Source organism: Amycolatopsis sp. NPDC047767, assembly GCF_040704195.1.
In the GTDB taxonomy this organism is placed as follows: Bacteria; Actinomycetota; Actinomycetes; order Mycobacteriales; family Pseudonocardiaceae; genus Amycolatopsis.
On record NZ_JBEYSJ010000013.1, the window covers coordinates 92278 to 111425 of the forward strand.

The following is a 19148-nucleotide window of genomic DNA, read 5'->3' on the forward strand; positions in this document are numbered from 1 at the left end:
CATGATCGACGGTCGCTTCGTGGTCGATGCCCACGTCCACACCCCCCGGCTGCCCACGCTCAAGCCGGCCTGGATGGAGTGGGCCCGCGACTTCGCCGGCGCCCACCCGTGGCGCACGGTCTACGACGACGCGGGTTCCGTGATCCCCGCCGCGATGGACGAGCTGATGGACGCCGAGGGCGTCGACCGCGTGCTGCTGTTCTGCGAGTACAGCCCGCGCGCCACCGGCATCCAGCCGATCGAGGACAACCTGCCTCTGGTGGCGCACAACCCTTCGCGGTTCCGGTTGGTGGCCAACGTGAATCCCCACCTGCACCACCCGCTGCGCGACGAGGTCGCCCGCCAGCTCGACCTGGGCGCGGTCGCGCTGAAGCTCCACCCCGTCCACGGCGGTTTCTCGCCCGCGGACAAGGAGCTCTACCCCGTGTATGAGCTGTGCGCGTCCCTCGGTGTGCCCGTCGTGTTGCACTCAGGCCTCTCGGTTTTCCCGGGCTCCCGCGCGAGCTTCGGCGACCCTGCTCTGCTGTCCGACGTGGTCGAAGACTTCCCCACCGTGAACTTCGTCTTCGCCCACGGCGGCCGCGGCTGGTGGTACGACACGGCGGCCTTCATGGCCCAGTCGCGCCCCAACGTCTGGCTCGACCTCGCCGGCCTGCCACCCAAGAAACTGCCGGACTACTACGCCCGCTTCGACCTGCCCCGCCTGGCCCGCAAGTGGATCTTCGGCACGGACTGGCCGGGCGTCCCGGGCACCGCCGTGAACGTCCGGTCGATCGCCGGGCTGGGCCTGCCGGAGGAAACGCTGGCCGACGTGCTGGCGGGCAACGCGCTGAGGCTGATGCCGGGGTTGAAGTAGCACCTCGTGCACTGGGGTGACCTGCGGATACGCGGAGTCGCCCGATTCGGCGGTCGTTCCGGTGATCGGGAGCCGGCGGGGGTGGTCACGTCGTCTGCGTTTGCGGACGAAAGGACGTGGGCATGGCCGAGGACGGGGAGTTGCGCCGGATTTCGGAGCGGGTCGTACGCGTGGTCGCCGCCGACGCCGGCCTGCGCGGCGACGCGGAGGACGCCTGCCAGGCGGCGTGGGCCGACTTCCTCGGCCGGCCGCACACCGTGCACGACCCCTCGCGCCCCGGCGCCTGGCTCACCACGGTCGCCCGGCGGCACGCCATCCGCGCCGTCGTCCGGCGGGCGCGGTCCGCGCAGGTCGAGGCAGCGGCCGCCCCGGCGGGCGTCCCGCAGTCACCCGAAGCGGCCGCGCTGGACCACGACGTGGCCACCGCGCTGTGGCGCACGGTCGACACCCTGCCGGACCGCCACCGGCGCCTGGTCTGGCTGCTCGCGCACCGGCCCGAACTGTCGGTCCGCGAGGTCGCGGCCGAGCTGGGGATCTCGCCGACCAGCGTGGGCAAGGTGCGCAGCCGCTGTCTCGCGGTGCTGAGGTACCGCCTCACCGCGCAGGGCTACACCTATCCGTGAGCACGAAACCGGCATCAATCCAGGAGCTCGTGCAGACACAAAACGTTGCCTTCCGAATCCGAGAACCACGCAGCCCGCTCGTGTCCCACCTGGGCCACGTGGTCGACGGTCTTCAGGCCCTCCACGTCGACGTCCTGGAACTGCACCCCCCGCCGTTCCAACAGGGTCATCTCCGCCGGCAGGTCGACGACCTCGAAGCTCAACGCGGTGTTCGGGCTCTGCGTCCCCTCCGGCATGAGCCGCAGGCCGATGGTGCCGGCGCCGGCGGCGAAGTACTGGGTGCCGTCTTCGCCGGTGGTGACGGGGGCGAGGCCGAGGGAGTCGGCGTAGAAGTGTGCGGCGCGGGTGGCGTCGGACACCGGGAGCATGGTGGTGATGGTCGAGTCGGTAAGCATGTCAGCAGCATGCGCCGACCAGGCAAAACGTCGGTAGGGCGCGTTTTTCAGCCGTTGGCCGAACGCAGCGTGCGCATGGCGGAGGCGAGGGCGGACGCGTCGTCGCCAAGGGGGGTCAGGACGATGCGGCGCAGGATTTCCGCACAGGCCGAGCGCGCTTTCAGGGCGACGTCCAGGCCGTGCTCGGTCAGGGAGGCGAAGGTGACGCGGCGGTCGTCCGGGCTGGGGATGCGGCAGATGAGGTCCGCGGCGACGAGACGGTCCGCCACCTTGGTGAAACCGCCGCTGGACAGCGCCGCCTCGGTGGCCAGGCGGGTCATCGGCATGCGGTGGTCGGGCGAGCGCACGAGTCTCAGCAGGATGTCGAACGACGCGGGTGCCAGGCCGAACCGATCGGCGATCTCGCCCATCAGCTTGTCCTGCGTGGCGAGGTAGCCCTCGATCACGAGGCCCCACCAGGTCACGATCTCGTCGTCGTCCGTACGCGGATCAGGTGTCACGGCGCACACGCTACCGCACAGTCTCACCGGAATATATCTTGCGCGCGAGAGGTTTTTGGGGTTAGCTTGAGACACCAGCACCCGAGGAGACCTGATGTCCATCAAAACGAACGGGTTGCACCACGTCACCGCCATCGGCGGCAACCCCCAGCGCAACGTCGACTTCTACCTCCGGACCCTGGGGCTGCGGCTGGTGAAAACCACCGTCAACTTCGACGACCCGGGCACCTACCACCTCTACTACGGCGACCAGTCCGGCAAACCGGGCTCGCTGATCACCTTCTTCCCCTGGTCCGACGCGCCCGCCGGCCGGCTGGGCACCGGCCAGGCGACGACCACGGCGTTCTCCGTGCCGGAGACCTCGCTCGGGTGGTGGCAGCAGCACCTGAAGACGCAGGGCGTGGAGACGAGCCAGATCCGCAACGCCGACAACGAGGAAACCCTCACCTTCCGCGACCCCGACGGCCTGCAGCTCGCCCTCGTCGCGCACCCGCAGGGCGACCCGCGCGACCCGTGGGACACGAAGCTCGTCCCGGCGGAGAATGCCATCCGCGGCCTGCACTCCGTCACGCTTTCGGTGTCCAAAGAGGACGCGACGGCCGGCATGTTCACCGACGGCCTCGGCCTTTCCTTCCACAGCCAGGAAGGCAACCGCTTCCGCTTCGAGGCGGGCGCAGGCGGCCCGGGCGCGCTCGTCGACGTGCTCGTGACGCCGGAGACCCCGCGTGGCCTTGTCGCCACCGGCACCGTGCACCACGTGGCCTGGCGCGCGCCCGACGAGCCGACCCAGGCGGCCTGGCGCGAGGAGCTCGTGGACAAGGGCGTCAACGTCACGTCCATTTTGGACCGGCAGTACTTCCGCTCCATCTACTTCCGCGAGCCCGGCGGCACGCTGCTCGAAGTGGCCACGGACGCACCCGGCTTCACCTACGACGAGCCGCTGCTCGAGCTCGGCCGCGCGCTGAAGCTCCCGCCGTGGCTGGAACCGCGCCGCGACGAGATCGAGCACATGCTGCCCAAGCTGAACCTTCCCAGCGAGAACAACCCGGAGCAGAAGTGAGCGCGTTCGAGCACAAGTACACCGAGGGTGAGCAGGACAAGCCCGTGCTGCTCCTGCTGCACGGCACCGGCGGCGGCCCCGACGACCTGCTCGGCCTCGCCCGCGAGCTGAGCCCCGGCTCGGCCACGCTCGCCCCGGCCGGTCCGGTGTCGGAGTTCGGTGCCGCACGGTGGTTCCGCCGGCTCGCCGAGGGCGTCTTCGACCACGAGGACGTCGTCCGGCGCGCCAATGACCTCGCCGATTTCGTCGTGGCAGCCAAGAACGAGTACGGCCTCAACGGCCGCCGCCTCGTCGCCGTCGGCTTCTCCAACGGCGCCAACATCGCCGCGGCCGTCACGCTCCTGCGTCCGGAAGTTCTCACCGAAGCCGCGCTGTTCTCCGGAATGTCCCCGGTCCCGCAACCGCCGGACCACGACCTTTCGGGGACTCGCGTCTTCCTCTCCAACGGCGAGCAGGACCCGATGGCCCCCTTGGCTTCCACCGAGGAGTACGTCCGCTTGCTCAAGGAGCGCGGCGCCGACGTGACCACGCACCGCCAGCCCGGCGGGCACCAGATCACGCTCGACGGCGTCCGCGCGGCCAAGGAGTGGCTCGCTCGCTAGGGTCGAGGTCATGACTTCCGGGGCACTCGAACGTGCGACGAACCTGCTGAGCACCACGATCCTGTCCGACGGTCACAACGACCTGCCCTGGGAGCTGCGCCACCAGGGCGGGCCGGACCCGGTTTCCGCGGCCGGGTCGCTCGACCTGACCGTGCGCCAGCCGTCGCTGCACACCGATTTCCCCAAGATCGCCGACGGCAAGCTCAGCATGCAGTTCTGGTCGGTCTACGTGCCGTGCCAGCTCGCGGGCGACAGCGCCGTCACCGCCGTGCTGGAGCAGATCGAGCTCGTGCACCAGCTCGCGCAGCGCTACCCCGACCGGCTCGAGCTCGTCACCACGGCCGACGAAGCCGAAGCCGCGTTCGCCGCGGGCAAGATCGCGTCGCTCCTCGGCGCCGAAGGCGGCCACAGCATCAACGAATCCCTGGGCGTGCTGCGGATCCTGCGCCGGCTCGGCGTGCGGTACATGACGCTCACGCACAACTTCAACACCCCGTGGGCGGATTCCGGAACCGACGAACCGGCCCACGGCGGCCTCACCGACTTCGGCCGCGAGGTCGTCCGGACCATGAACGAGATCGGCATGCTCGTCGACCTCTCGCACGTCGCGCCGAGCACCATGCGCGCCGCGCTGGAGGTCAGCACCGCGCCGGTGATCTTCAGCCACTCCTCGTGCATCGCCGTGAACGACCACCCGCGCAACATCCCCGACGACGTCCTCGCGCAGCTGCCCGGCAACGGCGGCGTCGCCATGATCACCTTCGTGCCCGCCTTCATCTCCCCGGCCGTCGCCGCCTGGGACGAGCAGCTCAAGGCCGCGATGGCCGCCGCCGGCGAGGAGTTCCTCAACCTCGGGCAGCGCAAGCGCTTCGCCGAGACGTGGGACGCGCCGCCGAAGCCGAAGGCGACCGTCGCCGACGTCGTGGCGCACGTCGAGCACGCCCGCGAGGTCGCGGGCATCGACCACATCGGTCTCGGCGGCGACTACGACGGCGTCGGCACGCTCCCGGAAGGGATGGAAGACGTCTCGAAGTACCCCGTGCTGTTCGCCGCGCTGATGGACCGCGGCTGGAGCGACGAGGACTGCGCGAAGCTCGCCGGCCGCAACTCGCTGCGGGTGCTGCGTGACGTGGACAAGCACTGACCTCAAGCGCTGAAAGACCGGTACTCACCCGTTAGGGTTTCAGAACCGGCGTTCCGGTGAACGCGGGCGGACAATCAGGGCATGTCCCACGCGCGAAGTGACAACCCCACCGGGGCCACGAGCCCCGGGACCCCTCAGGTGCCGGGTGTCGAGGTGCCCGGGACCGACCCGATCACACCTCCCACGACCACGAAACGCAGGCCCACCCGGGTCAGCGGGGCCTGGATCTCGGCGGTCGTGGCCATCGTGCTGCTGGCGTTCCTGCTGGTGTTCATCCTGCAGAACCTCGACAGTGTCACGGTGCACTTCCTCGGTATGGCCGGCAACCTGCCGCTGGGTATCGCGATGCTCCTGTCCGCGCTCGGCGGCATGGTGGTCATCGGCCTGGTCGGCGGTGCCCGGATCATGCAGCTGAGGAAGCAGACCAAGCGTCAGCGGCAGAACTGATCGGGGCGGTCGTAGTGGATGCCGCGCTTGCGACATCCATGGGGCCGACCTGCGTCAGGCGATGACTGAAACCATCTCGAGCACCGTCGCGCAAACGCTTTCGTCTCCTTTCACCGTCACGCGGTCCTCGACGTCGGCGGGTTTCACCGTGCGCGTGCACAGGCGCCAGAACGTGTCCGCGTCCGTGGTGACCGAAGCCAGCGGGCTGCGTGAGGTCGGCGCGCCGCGGTCGAGCGTCCAGCCCTTCGCCGACGCGCGAGCGGTCCACTGGCCACCGCTCGGGCCCGTCACGGTGCAGCCGACCTGACGGCCGCTGCGGGCTTCGACGTCGCGCAGCGTGTGGGGCAACGCGCGCATGAAGGTGTCGACCACCGGCGCGCGGAAGGCGGGGTCGTCGAGCAGTGGTGCGCCCACGGCTTCGCGGATCTGCTGCTGGTGCACCCACAGCTCCGTGTACTCGCGCGCCACGTCGAGCCAGAGCGGCGCCGGCTCCGGGCCCGCCCACGTGACGGGGCCGCCCAGCTCGTCGAGGTCGTGGCGCTTCCACATGTCCGTGAGCTGCGCCGTGCTGTCCACGAGCAGCGCGAACAGCACCTCGGGCGAGAGCCGGCGGCACGCGCGCACCCACTCGTCGTTGATCCGGTGCAGGAACGACGGGAACGGCTCACCTTCGCGGGGCTCCTCGGCGTGGTAGCCGTCGCGGTCCCGGGAAAGCCGCCCGAGCTTGTCGCCCAGGATGTGGGCGGCCACGTCGTGCACGGTCCAGCCGGGGCACGCCGTGGGCGCGGCCCACTGGCCGGCGTCGAGGTCCGTGAGCACGCTGACCAGGGCTTGTTCCTCGCGGGCGAACAGCGGGAGGACGTCGATCGGGGGTCCCCAGGCGGTGGCGGTCATGCGCGTCATCCAACACCGGTGATCACGCCTGCCGCATCGCCTACTCGCAGGTAGCATCAGCGCGGAACACGAGGGGAGCACGCCTGTGGACAGTCAGCGACCGAACGGCCGGGGCTCGGCCGAGGACGTGGTCAACGTGGCCCGCCGCGCCGGGCAGCTGGCCGGCTGGGCTGCGCGCGCCGGCTTCGGGCTCACCCGCAAGCTGCCCGGGCTGGACCAGGCCGAGCGTGGCATCCGGCAGGTGGAGCGCAGCCTGCTCAGCGAGCTGCGCCGTCGCCTCGACGAGGTCGACGACCCGTACCACGCGGCGCTCACCGCGGCGTCGGCCATGAACCGCCCCGACCGAGGCGGCCGGGTGGTCGAGTCCACGGTGACCCTCGTACCCGCTCGCGAGCACGAAGAGCCGCTGCGCGCGGCGATGGCCGAGCTGCTCAACCACTCCGTCGGCTTCGGCCGCGAACGCGCGCGCGAGTACCTCTACGCGATCATCCTGCGCCAGCTCACACCCGACGAGGCGCGCATCCTCGCCGCGTTGTCCGACGGTTCGCCGTTCCCCTCCGTCGACGTCGCCGAGCGCACGAACCTCGGCGGCGCGGGCCGGATCGTGCTGCGCAACGCCTCGACCGTCGGCAAGGCAGCCGGGGTGTCGCTGCCCGACCAGGTTCCCGGTTACCTCACGCGGCTGATCGGGCTGGGCCTCGTCGACCTCGACGAAGAGGTTCCGGCGCTGGAGACGCAGTACGAGATCCTCCTGACCGACGAGACCGTGCGCGAGGTGGAGAAGCAGGTGAAGCGGGTGAAGGTGATCCGCCGGACCGTGCACATCTCGCGGCTCGGGGCTCAGTTCTGGCAGGCCTGCGACCCGAGCCTCGGCTAGCGTGGGCGCGTTCCTGTCGGGCCTGCTCGACGACTTCGCCCGCCACTGGCCGCTCTACGTCTCGATCCCCGTCGTCGCCGCGCTCATCGGGTACGGCACGAAGCTCGTGGCGATCCGCATGATGTTCCAGCCTGTCGAGTTCCTCGGGATCAAACCGTTCCTCGGCTGGCAGGGCATCGTGCCGAAACGCGCGGCGCGCATGGCGAGCATCGCGTGCGACACGATGACCGAGCAGCTGATCAAGCCGGCCGAGATCGTCGCCCGTCTCGACGCCGACCGGATCGCGCAGGAGATCGCGAAACCGCTGGAAGCGGCCGTCGAGGACATCGTGCGCGAGGTCGCGGGCCACTACCAGCCGGGTCTCTGGGAATCGCTGCCGGTGGGCGTGCAGCGGCTGGTGATCCAGCGCGTGCAGACCGAGTCGCCGCACATGGTCAAGGCCGTGCTGGAGCTCATCAAGTCCGATGTGGACAGCGTGTTCGACCTCAAGGGCATGGTCGTCACCAGCCTGGTGAAGGACAAGCGCCTGCTCAACCGGATCTTCCAGGAGGCGGGTGAGCAGGAGTTCAAGTTCATCGCGCGCTCGGGCCTGTTCTTCGGCGGGCTGATCGGCGTGATCCAGATGGTGGCGTGGGTGCTGTTCAAGTTCCCGCCGATCATGCCGATCTTCGGCCTGTTCACGGGCTGGTTCACCGACTGGCTCGCGCTGCGCATGATCTTCTACCCGCTGGAGCCCAAGCGGTACTTCGGTGTCCAGTGGCAGGGCCTGTTCCTGAAGCGGCGCGCGGAGGTGGCCGAGGCGTACGGCGCGCTGATCGCCAAGGAGATCATCACCCCGCACAACGTGATCGAGGCGATCCTGCAGGGGCCGCTGTCCGACCGCGTGCTGGCGTTGATCCAGCGCCAGCTCGACGTGGAGATCGGCCGGGCGGCCAACGTCGCGAAGCCGCTGCTGGTGTTCGCCATCGGCAGCCGCCGCTACCAGGACGTGAAGTTCGCGATCTCCGAGCAGATCATGGCGCGCCTGCCGGAGACGATGCGCTACATCGAGGACTACGCCACCGACGCGATGGACATCCGCAACGTGCTGGTCACCAAGATGAAGGAGCTCTCGCCGGAGGAGTTCGAGCAGCTGCTGCGCCCGGCGTTCCAGCAGGACGAGTGGATCCTCATCGCGACGGGCGCGGTACTCGGGTTTTGTGTAGGCGAGGGCCAAGTTCTGCTGCTGGAGCACCTCGCGTCCTGAGCGCGCCGCTAGGGTGCTGCCGTCGGGACGGCACGTCGAGGGGTGCGGCATGGGCGAGGGAGCGGCTCCGTGGCCGCAGGAGATCCGGCTCGCGATGACCATGGTCGGGGGCGCGAGCCTGGCCGTGTGGATGAGCGGCGTGGCGACCGAGACGTCGGCGCTGCTGCAGGCGTCGCGCTCTGCTGAGCCGGGCGGGTACCGGAAGCTGCTCGACCTGCTGCGGGCGACGGTGCGGCTCGACGTGCTCACCGGCACGAGCGCCGGCGGCGTCGGCGCGGCGGGGCTCGGGCTGGCGGAGGCGTTCCGGTCGTCGCCGGCACCGCTGCGGGACGCGCTGGTGGCCGACGCGTCGCTGGCGAATCTGATCCGCGATCCGAAGGAGGCGCAGCCGCGTTCGCTGCTCGACGGCGACCAGTTCCTGGGCTGTCTCGACGGCGCGTTCCGCGCGATCGTCTCGGGCGGCACCCCGCCGGCCGAGCCGCCGGACATGACGCTGCTGCTGCCGGGCACGATGATCGACGGCGAGACCGTGCGCTACGACGACGCGCTCGGCAACCTCGTGCGCGACACCGAGCACCGCATGCTGTTCCGCTTCGTGGGTCCACTGTGGAACAACCAGGTCACGGCGCCGCTCGCGCTCGCGACGCGCTCCACCGCGTCGTTCCCCGGCGCGTTCGAGCTGGCGCGGCTGCCGGTCGGGCCCCGGGTCGCGGACCGGCAGCACCCGGACATGACGGACTACACCGAGCTCACGCGGTCGCACTGGCTCACCGACGGCGGTGTGCTCGTGAACAAGCCGCTGCGGCCGGCGTTGCGGGAGATCTTCGAGCTGCCGTCTTCGTCGGATGTGCGGCGACTGCTGTTGTACGTCGTGCCCACCGTGGAGGCCGAGGCTGCCGCGGTGCCGGTCGATCCGGCGAACCCGCCGCTGCTGGGCGCGGCGCTGGCGAAGGTCGTCTCGACGGTGATCAACCAGACGATCAGCTCCGACCTGGAGGAGCTGACCGCGCACAACGACGCCGTGGTCGCCACCCGCGACACCCGCGTTTCCCTTGCCGCACTGGGACTTCGCGGCGGCCGGCTGGTGGACCACCGCGTGATGGCGGCCTACCTCGACCGGCGCGTCGCCGAGGACGCGGCCGAGCTGGTGCGCACGGCCACGCGGTACTACGCACTGTCCACTATGGATGGCAAGGATGCGGGCTGGGCCAAGGGCCTGTCGACGGAACTGCGCTCGGTCGCCGCCGAAGGCCTGCGGCACGGCATGCCGGCGACGGCCCCCGGAGCCGTTTGCCAGGTCGAGGACCTCGCCGCCTTCCGCACCACAGCCCTCGACGACTCGGTCGCCACGGGCCTGCAACTCGTCAACGCCGCCTTCCACCTCTGCCCGGACGAACACCAGGCCGCCACCCTCAACGACGTCCGCGCCCGCCTGCACGCCGCGCGCAGCAAGGCCGCGCGCGGCATCCGCATCTCCCCGTGGGTGGCGAAGCACGACCCACCCGCCGCGGGCACGACGGCCGCCGACTGGATCGCGCAGCTGGCCCGCGAATGGGCCCAGCTGGGCAAGTCGGACGCACTGCGCGCCGCGTGGCCCCTGGTCACCACCGCCCTGCGCGACGCCGCACCGGTGCTGCGCGAGCTGGCGAGCGCCCCGCCGGCCGCCGCCGCACTGCTGAAGACGAACGGCCAGACACCCACGCCCGCACCCGCCGCGGCCCCCGCCGTCACCACCGCGCTCGCCGACGCCGTCGACACCGTCACGACGCTGCTCGGCTGGTTCGGCCTGGCCGACAACCCGCCTCAGAACCCGGCGGGGCCTGCGGTTGCAGCGCATCCGGAGGCCTTGGTGGAGACTACGGTCGCAGCGCACCCGGAGGACACGGCGCTGCCCAAGGTTCCGGCCCAGTCCGCGGTCGCAGTGCAGCCGGGGGATCCGGCGCAGCCCGAGGCCTCGGCGCAGCCCGCGGTCGCAACGCGGCCGGAGGACTTGGCGCCGTCGGAGGATTCGGCGCATCCTGCAGTTGTAGTGCGGGCGGAGGTCGCGGCGCTGCCCAAGAACCCGACCGAGCGTGTGGTTGCCGTGCAGCCGGGGGATCCGGCGCTGCCCGCGGTCACAGCGCATCCGGAGGACTTGGCGCCGTCGGAGGGGCTGGAGCAGCCTGCAGCCGCAATGCAGCCCGAGAACCCGACCCTGCCTGCGGATGCAGCGCAGCCTCAGAACCTTGCCCAGCTTGCAGTCGTGGCGCAGCCGGAGGACACGCCGCTGCCCGCAACCCCGGCCCAGCCTGCGGTCGCGCCGCAGCCGGTGGACCCGGCGTCGCATGGGGGCTCGGCCCAGCCTGCGGTTGCAGTGCTGCCGGAAGACCCGCCGCGGCCCAAGACCCCAGCCCAGCCCGCCACCGGCGAGCGCACCCTCATGTCCCGCCTCATCCTCCTCCACGTCGCCACTCGCGGCTTGCTCGCGCAGCCGCCGTCGGTGGATCAGCGGGTGGATCTGGTGCAGGTCAGCGCGGATTCGCGGACGCTGCTGGACCTGGGCCGCCCGCGTGGCTGGGACAAGCTCACCGGCCTGCAGGCGGACTACTTCGGCGCGTTCTACAAGTCCTCCTGGCGCGCGAACGACTGGATGTGGGGCCGTGTCGACGCGGTCGGCTGGCTGGTGCAGTGCCTGCTGGATCCGCACCGGCTGCGGGTGCTGCGCAACGTCGTCGGGCCGGAGGCCTTCCGCACCGAGGTGCGCGAGGCGTTCCAGGCCGTCGGCTGGCAGGTGCCGAGCGTCGCGGACAACGTGCCGGCCGCCGAGGTCGAGCCGCTGGTGGCGCAGCTCGGGGAGGAGCTCGCGTTCCTGGGGCTCGACGCGCAGCTGGCCGACGTGGCGTTCACCGACGACCTGCCGACGAGCCTGCCGGTGACGTCGATGGTGCTCGCGCGGGGCCGTCAGCTGGAGATCGCGCGGGAGGAGCTGCCGGTCGTCGCGAAGCAGGCGGCCGAAGACTCGGCCGAAGGCAACGGCAAGCCGTCCGCGGCCTTCCGCGCGGTCATGGCCGCGCCGCCGACTGACGCCGCCGCGACGCAACGCGCGTTCCAGGCCTGCCAGGTCTCCGCCGAACGCTTCGAGGGCGAGCGCGGCACGATGCTGCTCACCAAAACGCTCGTGAAGGCCGGCGCGACGGGCATCAACGCCGCCGCGGGCGCCACGCGCGTGCCGACGTCGCTGCAGCCCGCCGCGAAGGTGGCCCAGGCGACGGGACGCAGCGCGTGGTGGGTCACGCAGGGCGCGACGAAGCTCGGCCGCCCGTGGAACCTCGTCGCAGCCGCCGTGACGGCCGTGGCCGGCCTCGTGCTGGGTGGCAACGGCGGCCAGGTGCTGCAGTGGGTCGGCCCGCCCGTGGCCGCGGGCGCGCTCGTGTTCCTCGTGGTGAGCCTGCTGACGGTGAAACGCACGTGGCGCATGGTGCTCACGCTGCTGTGCGTGCTCGTGGTGGCGGCGTTGCTGTTCGCGGCTTTCCTGCCGCCGCTGGCGCAGCCGTTGTTCGGTTGGCTCGGTACGGTGGTCGCGGGCTGGCGGCGCGGCGAGGCGCCCGTGTGGTGGCTGCTCGTGGTGCTGCTGCTCGTGCTGCCCGCAATCTGGACCCCGATCGCGGCCTTGCGCCGCCGGACCAGGCGAGGACCACGCAACGGAGCCGACTGACCACAGTCGAGACGCGCCGCCTGAGCAGGTGCTGAGTTCGTCCGTCTTGCGCCGAAACGCCTGAGGCGTCATGGTCGGGGGAGACGAGGCTGCTCACCGAGGTGGGTGGCCCAGGAGCACGGCATGCCCCGGAACTCGGTCGATCAAACGTGTTTGTGGGGCTCCTCACCGGGGTATTCACGTTGCCGCAGGTGAGCGGGGTGGACGTGGCGCGCGTCGCTGGCGGCGTGAAAATTCTCTGTTACGTTTCCTGAGTATGTCCGGAAAGCACTTGATCGAATCCCCGACCAAGGCCGATGGCGCCGCCCTCTGGCGAATCGCGCGCGATTCGCAGAAGCTTGATCTCAACTCTCCGTACGCATACCTGCTGTGGTGCCGCGATTTCGCGGAGAGTTCGGTGGTCGCCCGAGTCGACGGCGAGGCGGTGGGTTTCGTCATCGCCTACCGGAGGCCGTCCGAGCCCGACGTCGCGCTCGTGTGGCAGGTCGCGGTCGACTCTTCGCAGCGTGGGAAAGGCCTGGCCGGGCAGCTGCTCGACGCCTTGTACGCCCGCCTGGTCGACGACGGGGTGCGTTTCCTCGAAACCACGATCACCCCTGACAACGAGGCTTCGATCCGCCTGTTCGCGTCGTTCGCGAAGCGGTGGAACGCCGCGCTGGAGAGCAGCAGGCTGTTCGAAGCCGAAGATTTCCCGGAAGATGGGGAAGGTGGGCACCAGCCCGAGAACCTTTACCGTATCGGTCCGTTGATCCGTCAATAAGCCGTCAATTTCGGGGCGAGTAGGAGCAGAGAAACGTCATGAGCATCTTCGAAGAGCTCGAATCTGAAGTCCGCAGTTACAGCAGGGGGTGGCCGGTCGTCTTCGACCGTGCGCAGGGCAGCTGGCTGTACGACGAGGACGGCAAGGCCTACCTCGATTTCTTCGCGGGTGCCGGCGCGCTGAACTACGGCCACAACAACCCGAAGCTCAAGGCCGCGCTGATCGACTACATCCAGCGCGACGGCGTGACCCACGCGCTCGACATGTTCACCGTGGCCAAACGCGATTTCCTGGAGACCTTCCAGGAGAAGATCCTCAAGCCGCGCGAGCTGGACTACAAGATCGTCTTCCCGGGCCCCGGTGGCGCCAACGCGGTGGAAGCCGCGCTGAAGCTCGCCCGCAAGGTGACCGGCAAGGAGTCGGTCATCAACTTCACCAACGCGTTCCACGGCATGACGCTGGGTGCGCTGTCGGTCACCGGCAACTCGATGAAGCGCGGCGGGGCGGGTGTCCCGCTCGTGCACGCGACGCCGATGCCGTACGACCGCTACTTCGACGGCACGATCCCCGACTTCCTCTACTTCGAGAAGCTGATCGAAGACTCCGGCAGCGGCCTGAACGAGCCCGCCGCCGTGATCGTGGAGGGCGTGCAGGGCGAGGGCGGTATCAACGCCGCGCGCCTCGCCTGGCTCAAGGGCCTCTCGGACCTGTGCGAAAGCCACGGCATCCTGCTGATCCTCGACGACGTGCAGATGGGCTGCGGCCGCACCGGCCCGTTTTTCAGCTTCGAGGACGCGGGCATCAAGCCCGACATCGTCTGCCTGTCGAAGTCCATCGGCGGCTACGGCATCCCGATGGCGCTCACGCTCATCAAGCCGGAGCTCGACGTGTGGGAGCCGGGTGAGCACAACGGCACCTTCCGCGGCATCAGCCCCGCGTTCGTGACCGCCACCGAGGCGATCAACCTCTACTGGAGCGACGACGAGCTCGAGAAGTCCACGAAGGCCAAGGGCGAGCGCATCGCCGCCGCCTTCAAGGACATCGTGGAGGCCTACCCGGACGCCAACCTGCTGGCGAAGGGCCGCGGTCTCGCGCGCGGCATCGAGTTCGCCAACGGCGACCTGGCCGGCGCCGTCTGCAAGGAAGCCTTCGAGCGCGGCCTGCTGATGGAGACCTCCGGTCCCGACGGTGAGGTCATGAAGCTGCTGCCGCCGCTGACGTTGACCGACGACGAGCTCACGCAGGGCCTGTCGATCATCAACGACTCCATCGCGGCAGTCCTCAACAAGTAGTCCCGAACAACAGGTAAGGAGCGACCCTTGCTGGTCCGTACTCTCGACGAAGTCACCGACACCGACGCCGACATCAAGACGCCCAACTGGCGCAGCAAGCGCATCATGCTGGCCAAGGACGGCCTGGGCTTCTCGGTGCACGAGACCACGCTCTACGCGGGCACGGTGAACGACTTCTGGTACGCCAACCACATCGAGGCCGTGTTCATCACCTCCGGCGAGGGCGAGGTGGAGAACAAGGCGACCGGCGAGGTCTTCCCGCTGGCGCCGGGCACCATCTACGTGCTCAACGATTCCGACAAGCACCAGGTCCGGCCCAAGACCGAGATCAAGTGCGTGTGCGTGTTCAACCCGCCGGTGACCGGCCGCGAGGTGCACGACGAGAACGGCGTGTACCCGCTCATCACCGAAGAATCCGCCTGAGCCTTCCCGGCTGCTGCCGCGCCACCACCACACCCCGACAGAGAGAGAATCAGGAGGCGAGCAACTGTGACGCTGATGGACACCCGGGTCGAGGACGGATACCCGACCCGGATCACCGGTACGCCGGAGCAACTTCCGCGCGTGCACCCCACGGTGTGGGGTACTGAGGCAGACGGCCCCATCGACGCCGCGACCCTGGCCAACCACGAGGCCAAGGGCTACACCGTCGACGAAGGCCTGCTCTCGCCCGGTGAGGTCCAGACGTACTGGCAGGAGCTCGTGCGGCTGTCCTCCGACCAGGAGCTGCGCGCCGACGAGCGGGTGATCACCGAGGCGAAGACCGGCGAGGTCCGGTCGATCTTCGACGTCCACGTGATCTCGGACCTCATCGCGGAGCTCGTGCGCGACCCGCGGGTCCTCGACCGGGCCCGGCAGATGCTGGGTTCGGACGTCTACATCCACCAGAGCCGCGTGAACTACATGCCGGGCTTCAAGGGCACGGGGTTCTACTGGCACTCGGACTTCGAGACGTGGCACGCCGAGGACGGCATGCCGGCGCCCCGGGCCGTGAGCTGTTCGATCGCGCTCACGGACAACTACCCGTACAACGGCGGGCTCATGGTCATGCCGGGCTCGCACCGCACGTTCGTGCAGTGCGCGGGTGAAACGCCGGACGACAACTACAAGAGCTCGCTCAAGGACCAGCGCGTCGGGGTTCCGGCCGAGGACGACATCACGAAGATGGCGGCCGAGTACGGCATCGACCAGTTCACCGGCACGGCGGGCACGGCGCTGTGGTTCGACTCCAACGTGATGCACGGGTCGTCGAACAACATCACCCCGTACCCGCGCTCGAACATCTTCCTGGTGTTCAACAGTGTCGAGAACGCGCTGCAGGAACCCTTCGCGGCCAGCAACCCGAGGCCGTCGTTCATCGCCGGCCGCGACGCCACCCCGGTGCGCCGGTGACGAGGGTTACCCCCGCGCGGCGGCGGGTCGCCCGTAGCCGTGAATGTGCGCCCTGTTACTTTGTCGCCACTCCGCACGGGCCTCGTGGGTCCGCCGCGGAGGAGCTGTCCGAGGCAGTCCGGGTTCTTCGCTCGGGGTGAGCCCACCCGTCCCGCCCGGGCAGCATTGAGGTCGGGTGGACCGCGCCCCTGGCGGCCCGGCCGACGTCACCGAGTCCGGCCCCGCACCATCAGATCGGGACTGATGGTGCGGGGCCGGATTCGTTTTGCCCAGGGGTGCGTCTGTTACGACATTCGGGCCACGACCGCTGTTCGGGTGGGAAAACCGTGCGCACAGACGGTGAAACGGCGACTTACACGTAGGTGTCCGGCGTGTGGAGTTCACGAAAGAGTTGTGTCTGTCCGCTCATCACCACGGTAGGTTGTGCCTCCTGGCGGGGGAGACGCCGGAACCGACCCGGGGAGGTGCGCGCGAGCATGGCCGAAAATGCGGGCGCGCACGTGCAGCTGCTCGGCCCCGTCACCCTGCTCGACGGTGCACGTGCAGTTTCCATCGGCGGTCCCGGCGTGAAAGGACTGCTCGCGCTGCTGGCGTTGAAGGTCGGCAAGGTCGTGCCGCTCGAGGAGATCATCGACGCGTTGTGGGGCCACGACCCGCCCGCCACCGCGCGGACGATCGTGCACGGCAACGTCTCGCACTTGCGCCGCGTGCTGCGCGACCTGGGTGGTGACTCCGTCGCGGAGATCCTCACGAGCCCGCCCGGTTACCAGCTGGCGGTGGATCCGGCGCGCATCGACGTGCACCGCGCCCGGGCGCTGCTGGACCGCGCCGTGCTGGAGCCGCCGGAGCAGGCGTCGGCGTTGCTGGGCTCGGCCTTGGCTCTGTGGCAGGGACCCGCGCTGTCCGGCGTGCCCGATTCGGTGCGGGCGCCCGAATTGGAGGACCTGCGCCTCGCGATCCACGGCGCGCGGGTGGACGCCGACCTGGAGCTGGGCCGGCACAACGAGCTGATCGTGGAGCTCAGCCCCCTCGTGCGCGCCGACCCGCTGGCCGAGCGCACGGCCGGGCAGCTCATGCGCGCGCTCTACTACGCGGGGCGCCGGGGCGACGCGCTGGAGCTCTACCGCACCGTCTCGCGGGCCACGCTGCGCACGCTCGGCGTCGAACCGGGCGGCGACCTGCGGTGGCTGCACGAGCGCGTGCTCAACGACGACCTGGACGTCGCCGTCCCCGAGGTCGCGGCGCCGGTGAAAGCGCCTTCACAACTGCCCGCCGCGGTGCCTTCGCTCGCCGGCCGCGACGCCGAGCTGGCGTGGCTGGACGGTCTCGCGGAGACCGGCGAGAGTACCGTCGCCGTGGTGTCGGGGACGGCCGGCGTGGGCAAGAGCGCGCTGGTCGTGTGGTGGGCCCACCGCGCGGCCGCACGGTTCCCGGACGGCGTGTTGTTCGCGTCGCTGCACGGTTTCGACCCGCGGCACGCGCCGCTGGAGCCCGCGGAGCTGCTCACCCAGTTCCTGCTCGGCCTGGGCGTCGCGACGGGCGACGTGCCGGAGCAGTTGCACGAACGCGTCGCGCTGTACCGGTCGCTCATCGCGGGCCGCCGCATGCTGGTGCTGCTCGACGACGCGCGCTCCGCCGAGCAGGTGCGGCCGTTGCTGCCGCCGGGTTCGCGGTCGATGACCGTGGTGACGAGCCGGTCGAAGCTCGAAGGCCTGGCCGTGTCCAATGCGGCACGGCTGCGCGTTTTGGGCACTTTGGCACCCGACGACGCGGTGCGCCTGATCGAAGAACTGGCCGGTCCCGCGGACTTCGACCTGAACCACGCCCTGGCGCGGTTGTGCGGCTACCTGCCGCTGGCCCTGCGCATCGCCGGCGCGCGCCTGTCCGCCAGTCCACAGTGGACCACGCAGGACCTCGTCGACGAGCTGGGCAACGAACGCACCCGCCTCGCCGCCCTGGAGGTCGACGGCGCCGACGACGGTGTGCGCGCCGCGTTCGACGTCTCCTTCCGCGGTCTCCCCTCCGACCTCGCGCGGCTCCTGCTGCAGCTGGGCGTTCTGCCCGTCCGCCGCGTCGGTCCCCACCTGGCGGCCGCGGTGGCGGCCATGCCCGTCGACCGCGCGCGCCGCGCCCTGCGCACCCTGGCCGCGCACAACCTGCTCACCGAGACGGCCCGCGACGTCTTCGCCCCCCACGACCTGGTGCGGCTGTACTTGCGGGAGCTCGCGGAGTCCGAACTGGACAGTGACGCGTTGTCCGCCGTCCTCGTGCGGGCCGTGCACTTCTACCAGGCCGCCTCCGACACGGCCCGCCGCCGTATGCTGCGCATCGTCGACCCCCTCGACCTGACCGGCTTGTTACCCGCCGACGCCCTCCCGGCCCTGCATACGTTCGACGAGGCCCAGGACTGGTTCGAGGCCGAGTGGCCCAACCTCCTCGTGATCCTCGACGCCGCGTATTCGGCCGGGTTGTACGGCAACGTCTGGCGCCTCGCGCGGGTTTCGCACACCTACCGCGTGGTCTGGCCCCTGCTCGACGAGTGGACCCGCCTGATCGACCTGGGCCTGGCCGCCGCCGAGGCGTCCGGCGAGATCCTCGGGCAGTGCTGGATGCTCATCTCGCGCTGCGCCATCGCCCTGACGTTCGAGCTGCCCCACACCCACCCCGCCGACGCCGAACGCGCCCTCGACCTCGCGGTCCAGCTCGGCGACAAACGCTCCATCACCGTCGCCAACATCCACCTCGGCAGCATGCTGTCCCTGCTCTCCCGCCACGACGAAGCCATCTCCCGCCTGCAGGAGGCCGTCGCCGAAACCGAACGCACCGGCGACCTCGAACTGCGCGGCCAGGCCCTCAACAACTGCGCCGAGACGGAGAAACGCGCCGGCCGCTTCGAGGAGGCGGTGGCCCACGAACTGTCCTCGCTGGCGATCGACCGCGAGCTCGGCAACGACAGCTACGCGGTGGTTTCGCTGAACAACCTCGCCGACCTGTCCCAACGACTCGGCGATTCGGCGACGGCTTCCCGTTATGCGTGGGAGGGGATCGATCTCGCGCATGCCCGGGGGTTCGACCTGCACGAGGCCATCCTCCGGGTGACTTTGGCGCGGATCCTGCGGTCGTCGCCCGCGACGGCTGGGCTGGCTGGGGAGCAGTACGCGCTGGCGGCGGTGCTGTATGGGCGGGTGAATCCGGCTCAGGTGCCGGAGGTACAGGCGGAGGCCGCTGAGCTGGGGTGAGGTTGGGTGGCCTTGGCTGGAGCTGCCTTGACTGGAGGTGGCCTTGGCTTGGGGTGGTTCGACCGGTTGGAGTGGTTCGATCGGTTCGCCGGTTTTTGCTGAGTCTTGACGGTGCGGCTCTGAAGAG

Annotated in this window: 17 protein-coding genes; 14 read left to right on the forward strand and 3 right to left on the reverse strand. The window is 70.1% G+C overall.

Annotated elements, in window-relative coordinates; genetic code table 11:
- Nucleotide 1 precedes the first annotated feature (1 nt).
- Both AB0878_RS23635 and AB0878_RS23640 read left to right on the forward strand, forming a co-directional pair.
- Nucleotides 2–856: an amidohydrolase family protein gene (locus tag AB0878_RS23635; RefSeq protein ID WP_366582412.1), complete on the forward strand. Its 855-nt coding sequence runs from the start codon at nt 2–4 to the stop codon at nt 854–856.
- A 122-nt stretch (nt 857–978) separates the two neighbouring features.
- Nucleotides 979–1479, forward strand: a complete 501-nt coding sequence (locus AB0878_RS23640; protein WP_366582413.1) for a sigma-70 family RNA polymerase sigma factor — start codon at nt 979–981, stop codon at nt 1477–1479.
- Between the two features lie 14 nt (nt 1480–1493).
- On the opposite strand, the gene AB0878_RS23645 is transcribed toward AB0878_RS23640, so the two are convergent.
- Together AB0878_RS23645 and AB0878_RS23650 are read right to left on the reverse strand one after the other, a co-directional pair.
- Entirely contained in the window at nt 1494–1874 is a 381-nt protein-coding gene (locus tag AB0878_RS23645) for a VOC family protein (RefSeq protein ID WP_366582414.1), read from the reverse strand.
- Nucleotides 1875–1921: 47 nt separating this feature from the next.
- Nucleotides 1922–2374: a MarR family transcriptional regulator gene (locus AB0878_RS23650; protein WP_366582415.1), complete on the reverse strand. Its 453-nt coding sequence runs from the start codon at nt 2372–2374 to the stop codon at nt 1922–1924.
- A 94-nt stretch (nt 2375–2468) separates the two neighbouring features.
- Here AB0878_RS23650 and AB0878_RS23655 point away from each other — a divergent pair, with 94 nt between their 5' ends.
- The 4 genes from AB0878_RS23655 to AB0878_RS23670 all read left to right on the forward strand — a co-directional run bounded on the left by AB0878_RS23655 (nt 2469) and on the right by AB0878_RS23670 (nt 5627).
- Complete coding sequence (locus AB0878_RS23655) at nt 2469–3434, forward strand: ring-cleaving dioxygenase (protein WP_366582416.1); 966 nt, start codon at nt 2469–2471, stop codon at nt 3432–3434.
- Entirely contained in the window at nt 3431–4036 is a 606-nt protein-coding gene (locus tag AB0878_RS23660) for an alpha/beta hydrolase (RefSeq protein WP_366582417.1), read from the forward strand. The genes AB0878_RS23655 and AB0878_RS23660 overlap by 4 nt, the downstream gene beginning before the upstream one ends.
- A 10-nt stretch (nt 4037–4046) precedes the next feature.
- Nucleotides 4047–5180 carry a dipeptidase gene (locus AB0878_RS23665; protein ID WP_366582418.1) on the forward strand — a complete coding sequence of 378 codons (1134 nt, stop codon included), beginning with the start codon at nt 4047–4049 and terminating at the stop codon, nt 5178–5180.
- Between the two features lie 81 nt (nt 5181–5261).
- Nucleotides 5262–5627 (forward strand): lipopolysaccharide assembly protein LapA domain-containing protein, encoded by a 366-nt coding sequence (locus tag AB0878_RS23670; RefSeq protein ID WP_366582419.1) that lies wholly within the window; start codon nt 5262–5264, stop codon nt 5625–5627.
- Nucleotides 5628–5681: 54 nt separating this feature from the next.
- Here the strand turns inward: AB0878_RS23670 and AB0878_RS23675 are convergent, their stop codons facing one another.
- The gene (locus AB0878_RS23675; RefSeq protein WP_366582420.1) at nt 5682–6530 is read right to left on the reverse strand and encodes a maleylpyruvate isomerase family mycothiol-dependent enzyme; all 849 of its coding nucleotides are present in this window, start codon (nt 6528–6530) and stop codon (nt 5682–5684) included.
- A 76-nt stretch (nt 6531–6606) separates the two neighbouring features.
- On the opposite strand from AB0878_RS23675, the gene AB0878_RS23680 reads away from it, so the two are divergent.
- From AB0878_RS23680 to AB0878_RS23715, 8 genes are all read left to right on the forward strand, one after another.
- Nucleotides 6607–7398 carry an Abi-alpha family protein gene (locus AB0878_RS23680; protein ID WP_366582421.1) on the forward strand — a complete coding sequence of 264 codons (792 nt, stop codon included), beginning with the start codon at nt 6607–6609 and terminating at the stop codon, nt 7396–7398.
- 1 nt (nt 7399) lies between these two features.
- Entirely contained in the window at nt 7400–8644 is a 1245-nt protein-coding gene (locus tag AB0878_RS23685; protein WP_366582422.1) for a DUF445 domain-containing protein, read from the forward strand.
- A 49-nt stretch (nt 8645–8693) separates the two neighbouring features.
- The gene (locus AB0878_RS23690) at nt 8694–12338 is read left to right on the forward strand and encodes a patatin-like protein (protein WP_366582423.1); all 3645 of its coding nucleotides are present in this window, start codon (nt 8694–8696) and stop codon (nt 12336–12338) included.
- 256 nt (nt 12339–12594) lie between these two features.
- A complete protein-coding gene (gene ectA, locus AB0878_RS23695; RefSeq protein ID WP_366582424.1) occupies nt 12595–13098 on the forward strand; it encodes a diaminobutyrate acetyltransferase in 504 nt (167 codons plus the stop codon).
- Between the two features lie 38 nt (nt 13099–13136).
- Nucleotides 13137–14390 carry a diaminobutyrate--2-oxoglutarate transaminase gene (gene ectB, locus AB0878_RS23700; protein ID WP_366582425.1) on the forward strand — a complete coding sequence of 418 codons (1254 nt, stop codon included), beginning with the start codon at nt 13137–13139 and terminating at the stop codon, nt 14388–14390.
- 27 nt (nt 14391–14417) lie between these two features.
- A complete protein-coding gene (locus AB0878_RS23705) occupies nt 14418–14813 on the forward strand; it encodes an ectoine synthase (protein WP_364049755.1) in 396 nt (131 codons plus the stop codon).
- Nucleotides 14814–14879: 66 nt separating this feature from the next.
- The gene (gene thpD, locus AB0878_RS23710; RefSeq protein ID WP_366582426.1) at nt 14880–15782 is read left to right on the forward strand and encodes an ectoine hydroxylase; all 903 of its coding nucleotides are present in this window, start codon (nt 14880–14882) and stop codon (nt 15780–15782) included.
- A 476-nt stretch (nt 15783–16258) separates the two neighbouring features.
- Complete coding sequence (locus AB0878_RS23715) at nt 16259–19021, forward strand: BTAD domain-containing putative transcriptional regulator (RefSeq protein WP_366582427.1); 2763 nt, start codon at nt 16259–16261, stop codon at nt 19019–19021.
- Nucleotides 19022–19148 lie beyond the last annotated feature (127 nt).

Excerpts from the sequence above, each read along its gene's own strand:
- AB0878_RS23715 (WP_366582427.1), top strand. The coding sequence starts at position 16,259 with ATGGCCGAAAATGCGGGCGCGCACGTGCAGCTGCTCGGCCCCGTCACC.
- AB0878_RS23640 (WP_366582413.1), top strand. The coding sequence starts at position 979 with ATGGCCGAGGACGGGGAGTTGCGCCGGATTTCGGAGCGGGTCGTACGC.
- AB0878_RS23635 (WP_366582412.1), top strand. The coding sequence starts at position 2 with ATGATCGACGGTCGCTTCGTGGTCGATGCCCACGTCCACACCCCCCGG.
- AB0878_RS23670 (WP_366582419.1), top strand. The coding sequence starts at position 5,262 with ATGTCCCACGCGCGAAGTGACAACCCCACCGGGGCCACGAGCCCCGGG.
- ectA (WP_366582424.1), top strand. The coding sequence starts at position 12,595 with ATGTCCGGAAAGCACTTGATCGAATCCCCGACCAAGGCCGATGGCGCC.
- AB0878_RS23675 (WP_366582420.1), bottom strand. The coding sequence starts at position 6,530 with ATGACGCGCATGACCGCCACCGCCTGGGGACCCCCGATCGACGTCCTC.
- AB0878_RS23655 (WP_366582416.1), top strand. The coding sequence starts at position 2,469 with ATGTCCATCAAAACGAACGGGTTGCACCACGTCACCGCCATCGGCGGC.
- AB0878_RS23665 (WP_366582418.1), top strand. The coding sequence starts at position 4,047 with ATGACTTCCGGGGCACTCGAACGTGCGACGAACCTGCTGAGCACCACG.
- AB0878_RS23645 (WP_366582414.1), bottom strand. The coding sequence starts at position 1,874 with ATGCTTACCGACTCGACCATCACCACCATGCTCCCGGTGTCCGACGCC.
- ectB (WP_366582425.1), top strand. The coding sequence starts at position 13,137 with ATGAGCATCTTCGAAGAGCTCGAATCTGAAGTCCGCAGTTACAGCAGG.
- AB0878_RS23690 (WP_366582423.1), top strand. The coding sequence starts at position 8,694 with ATGGGCGAGGGAGCGGCTCCGTGGCCGCAGGAGATCCGGCTCGCGATG.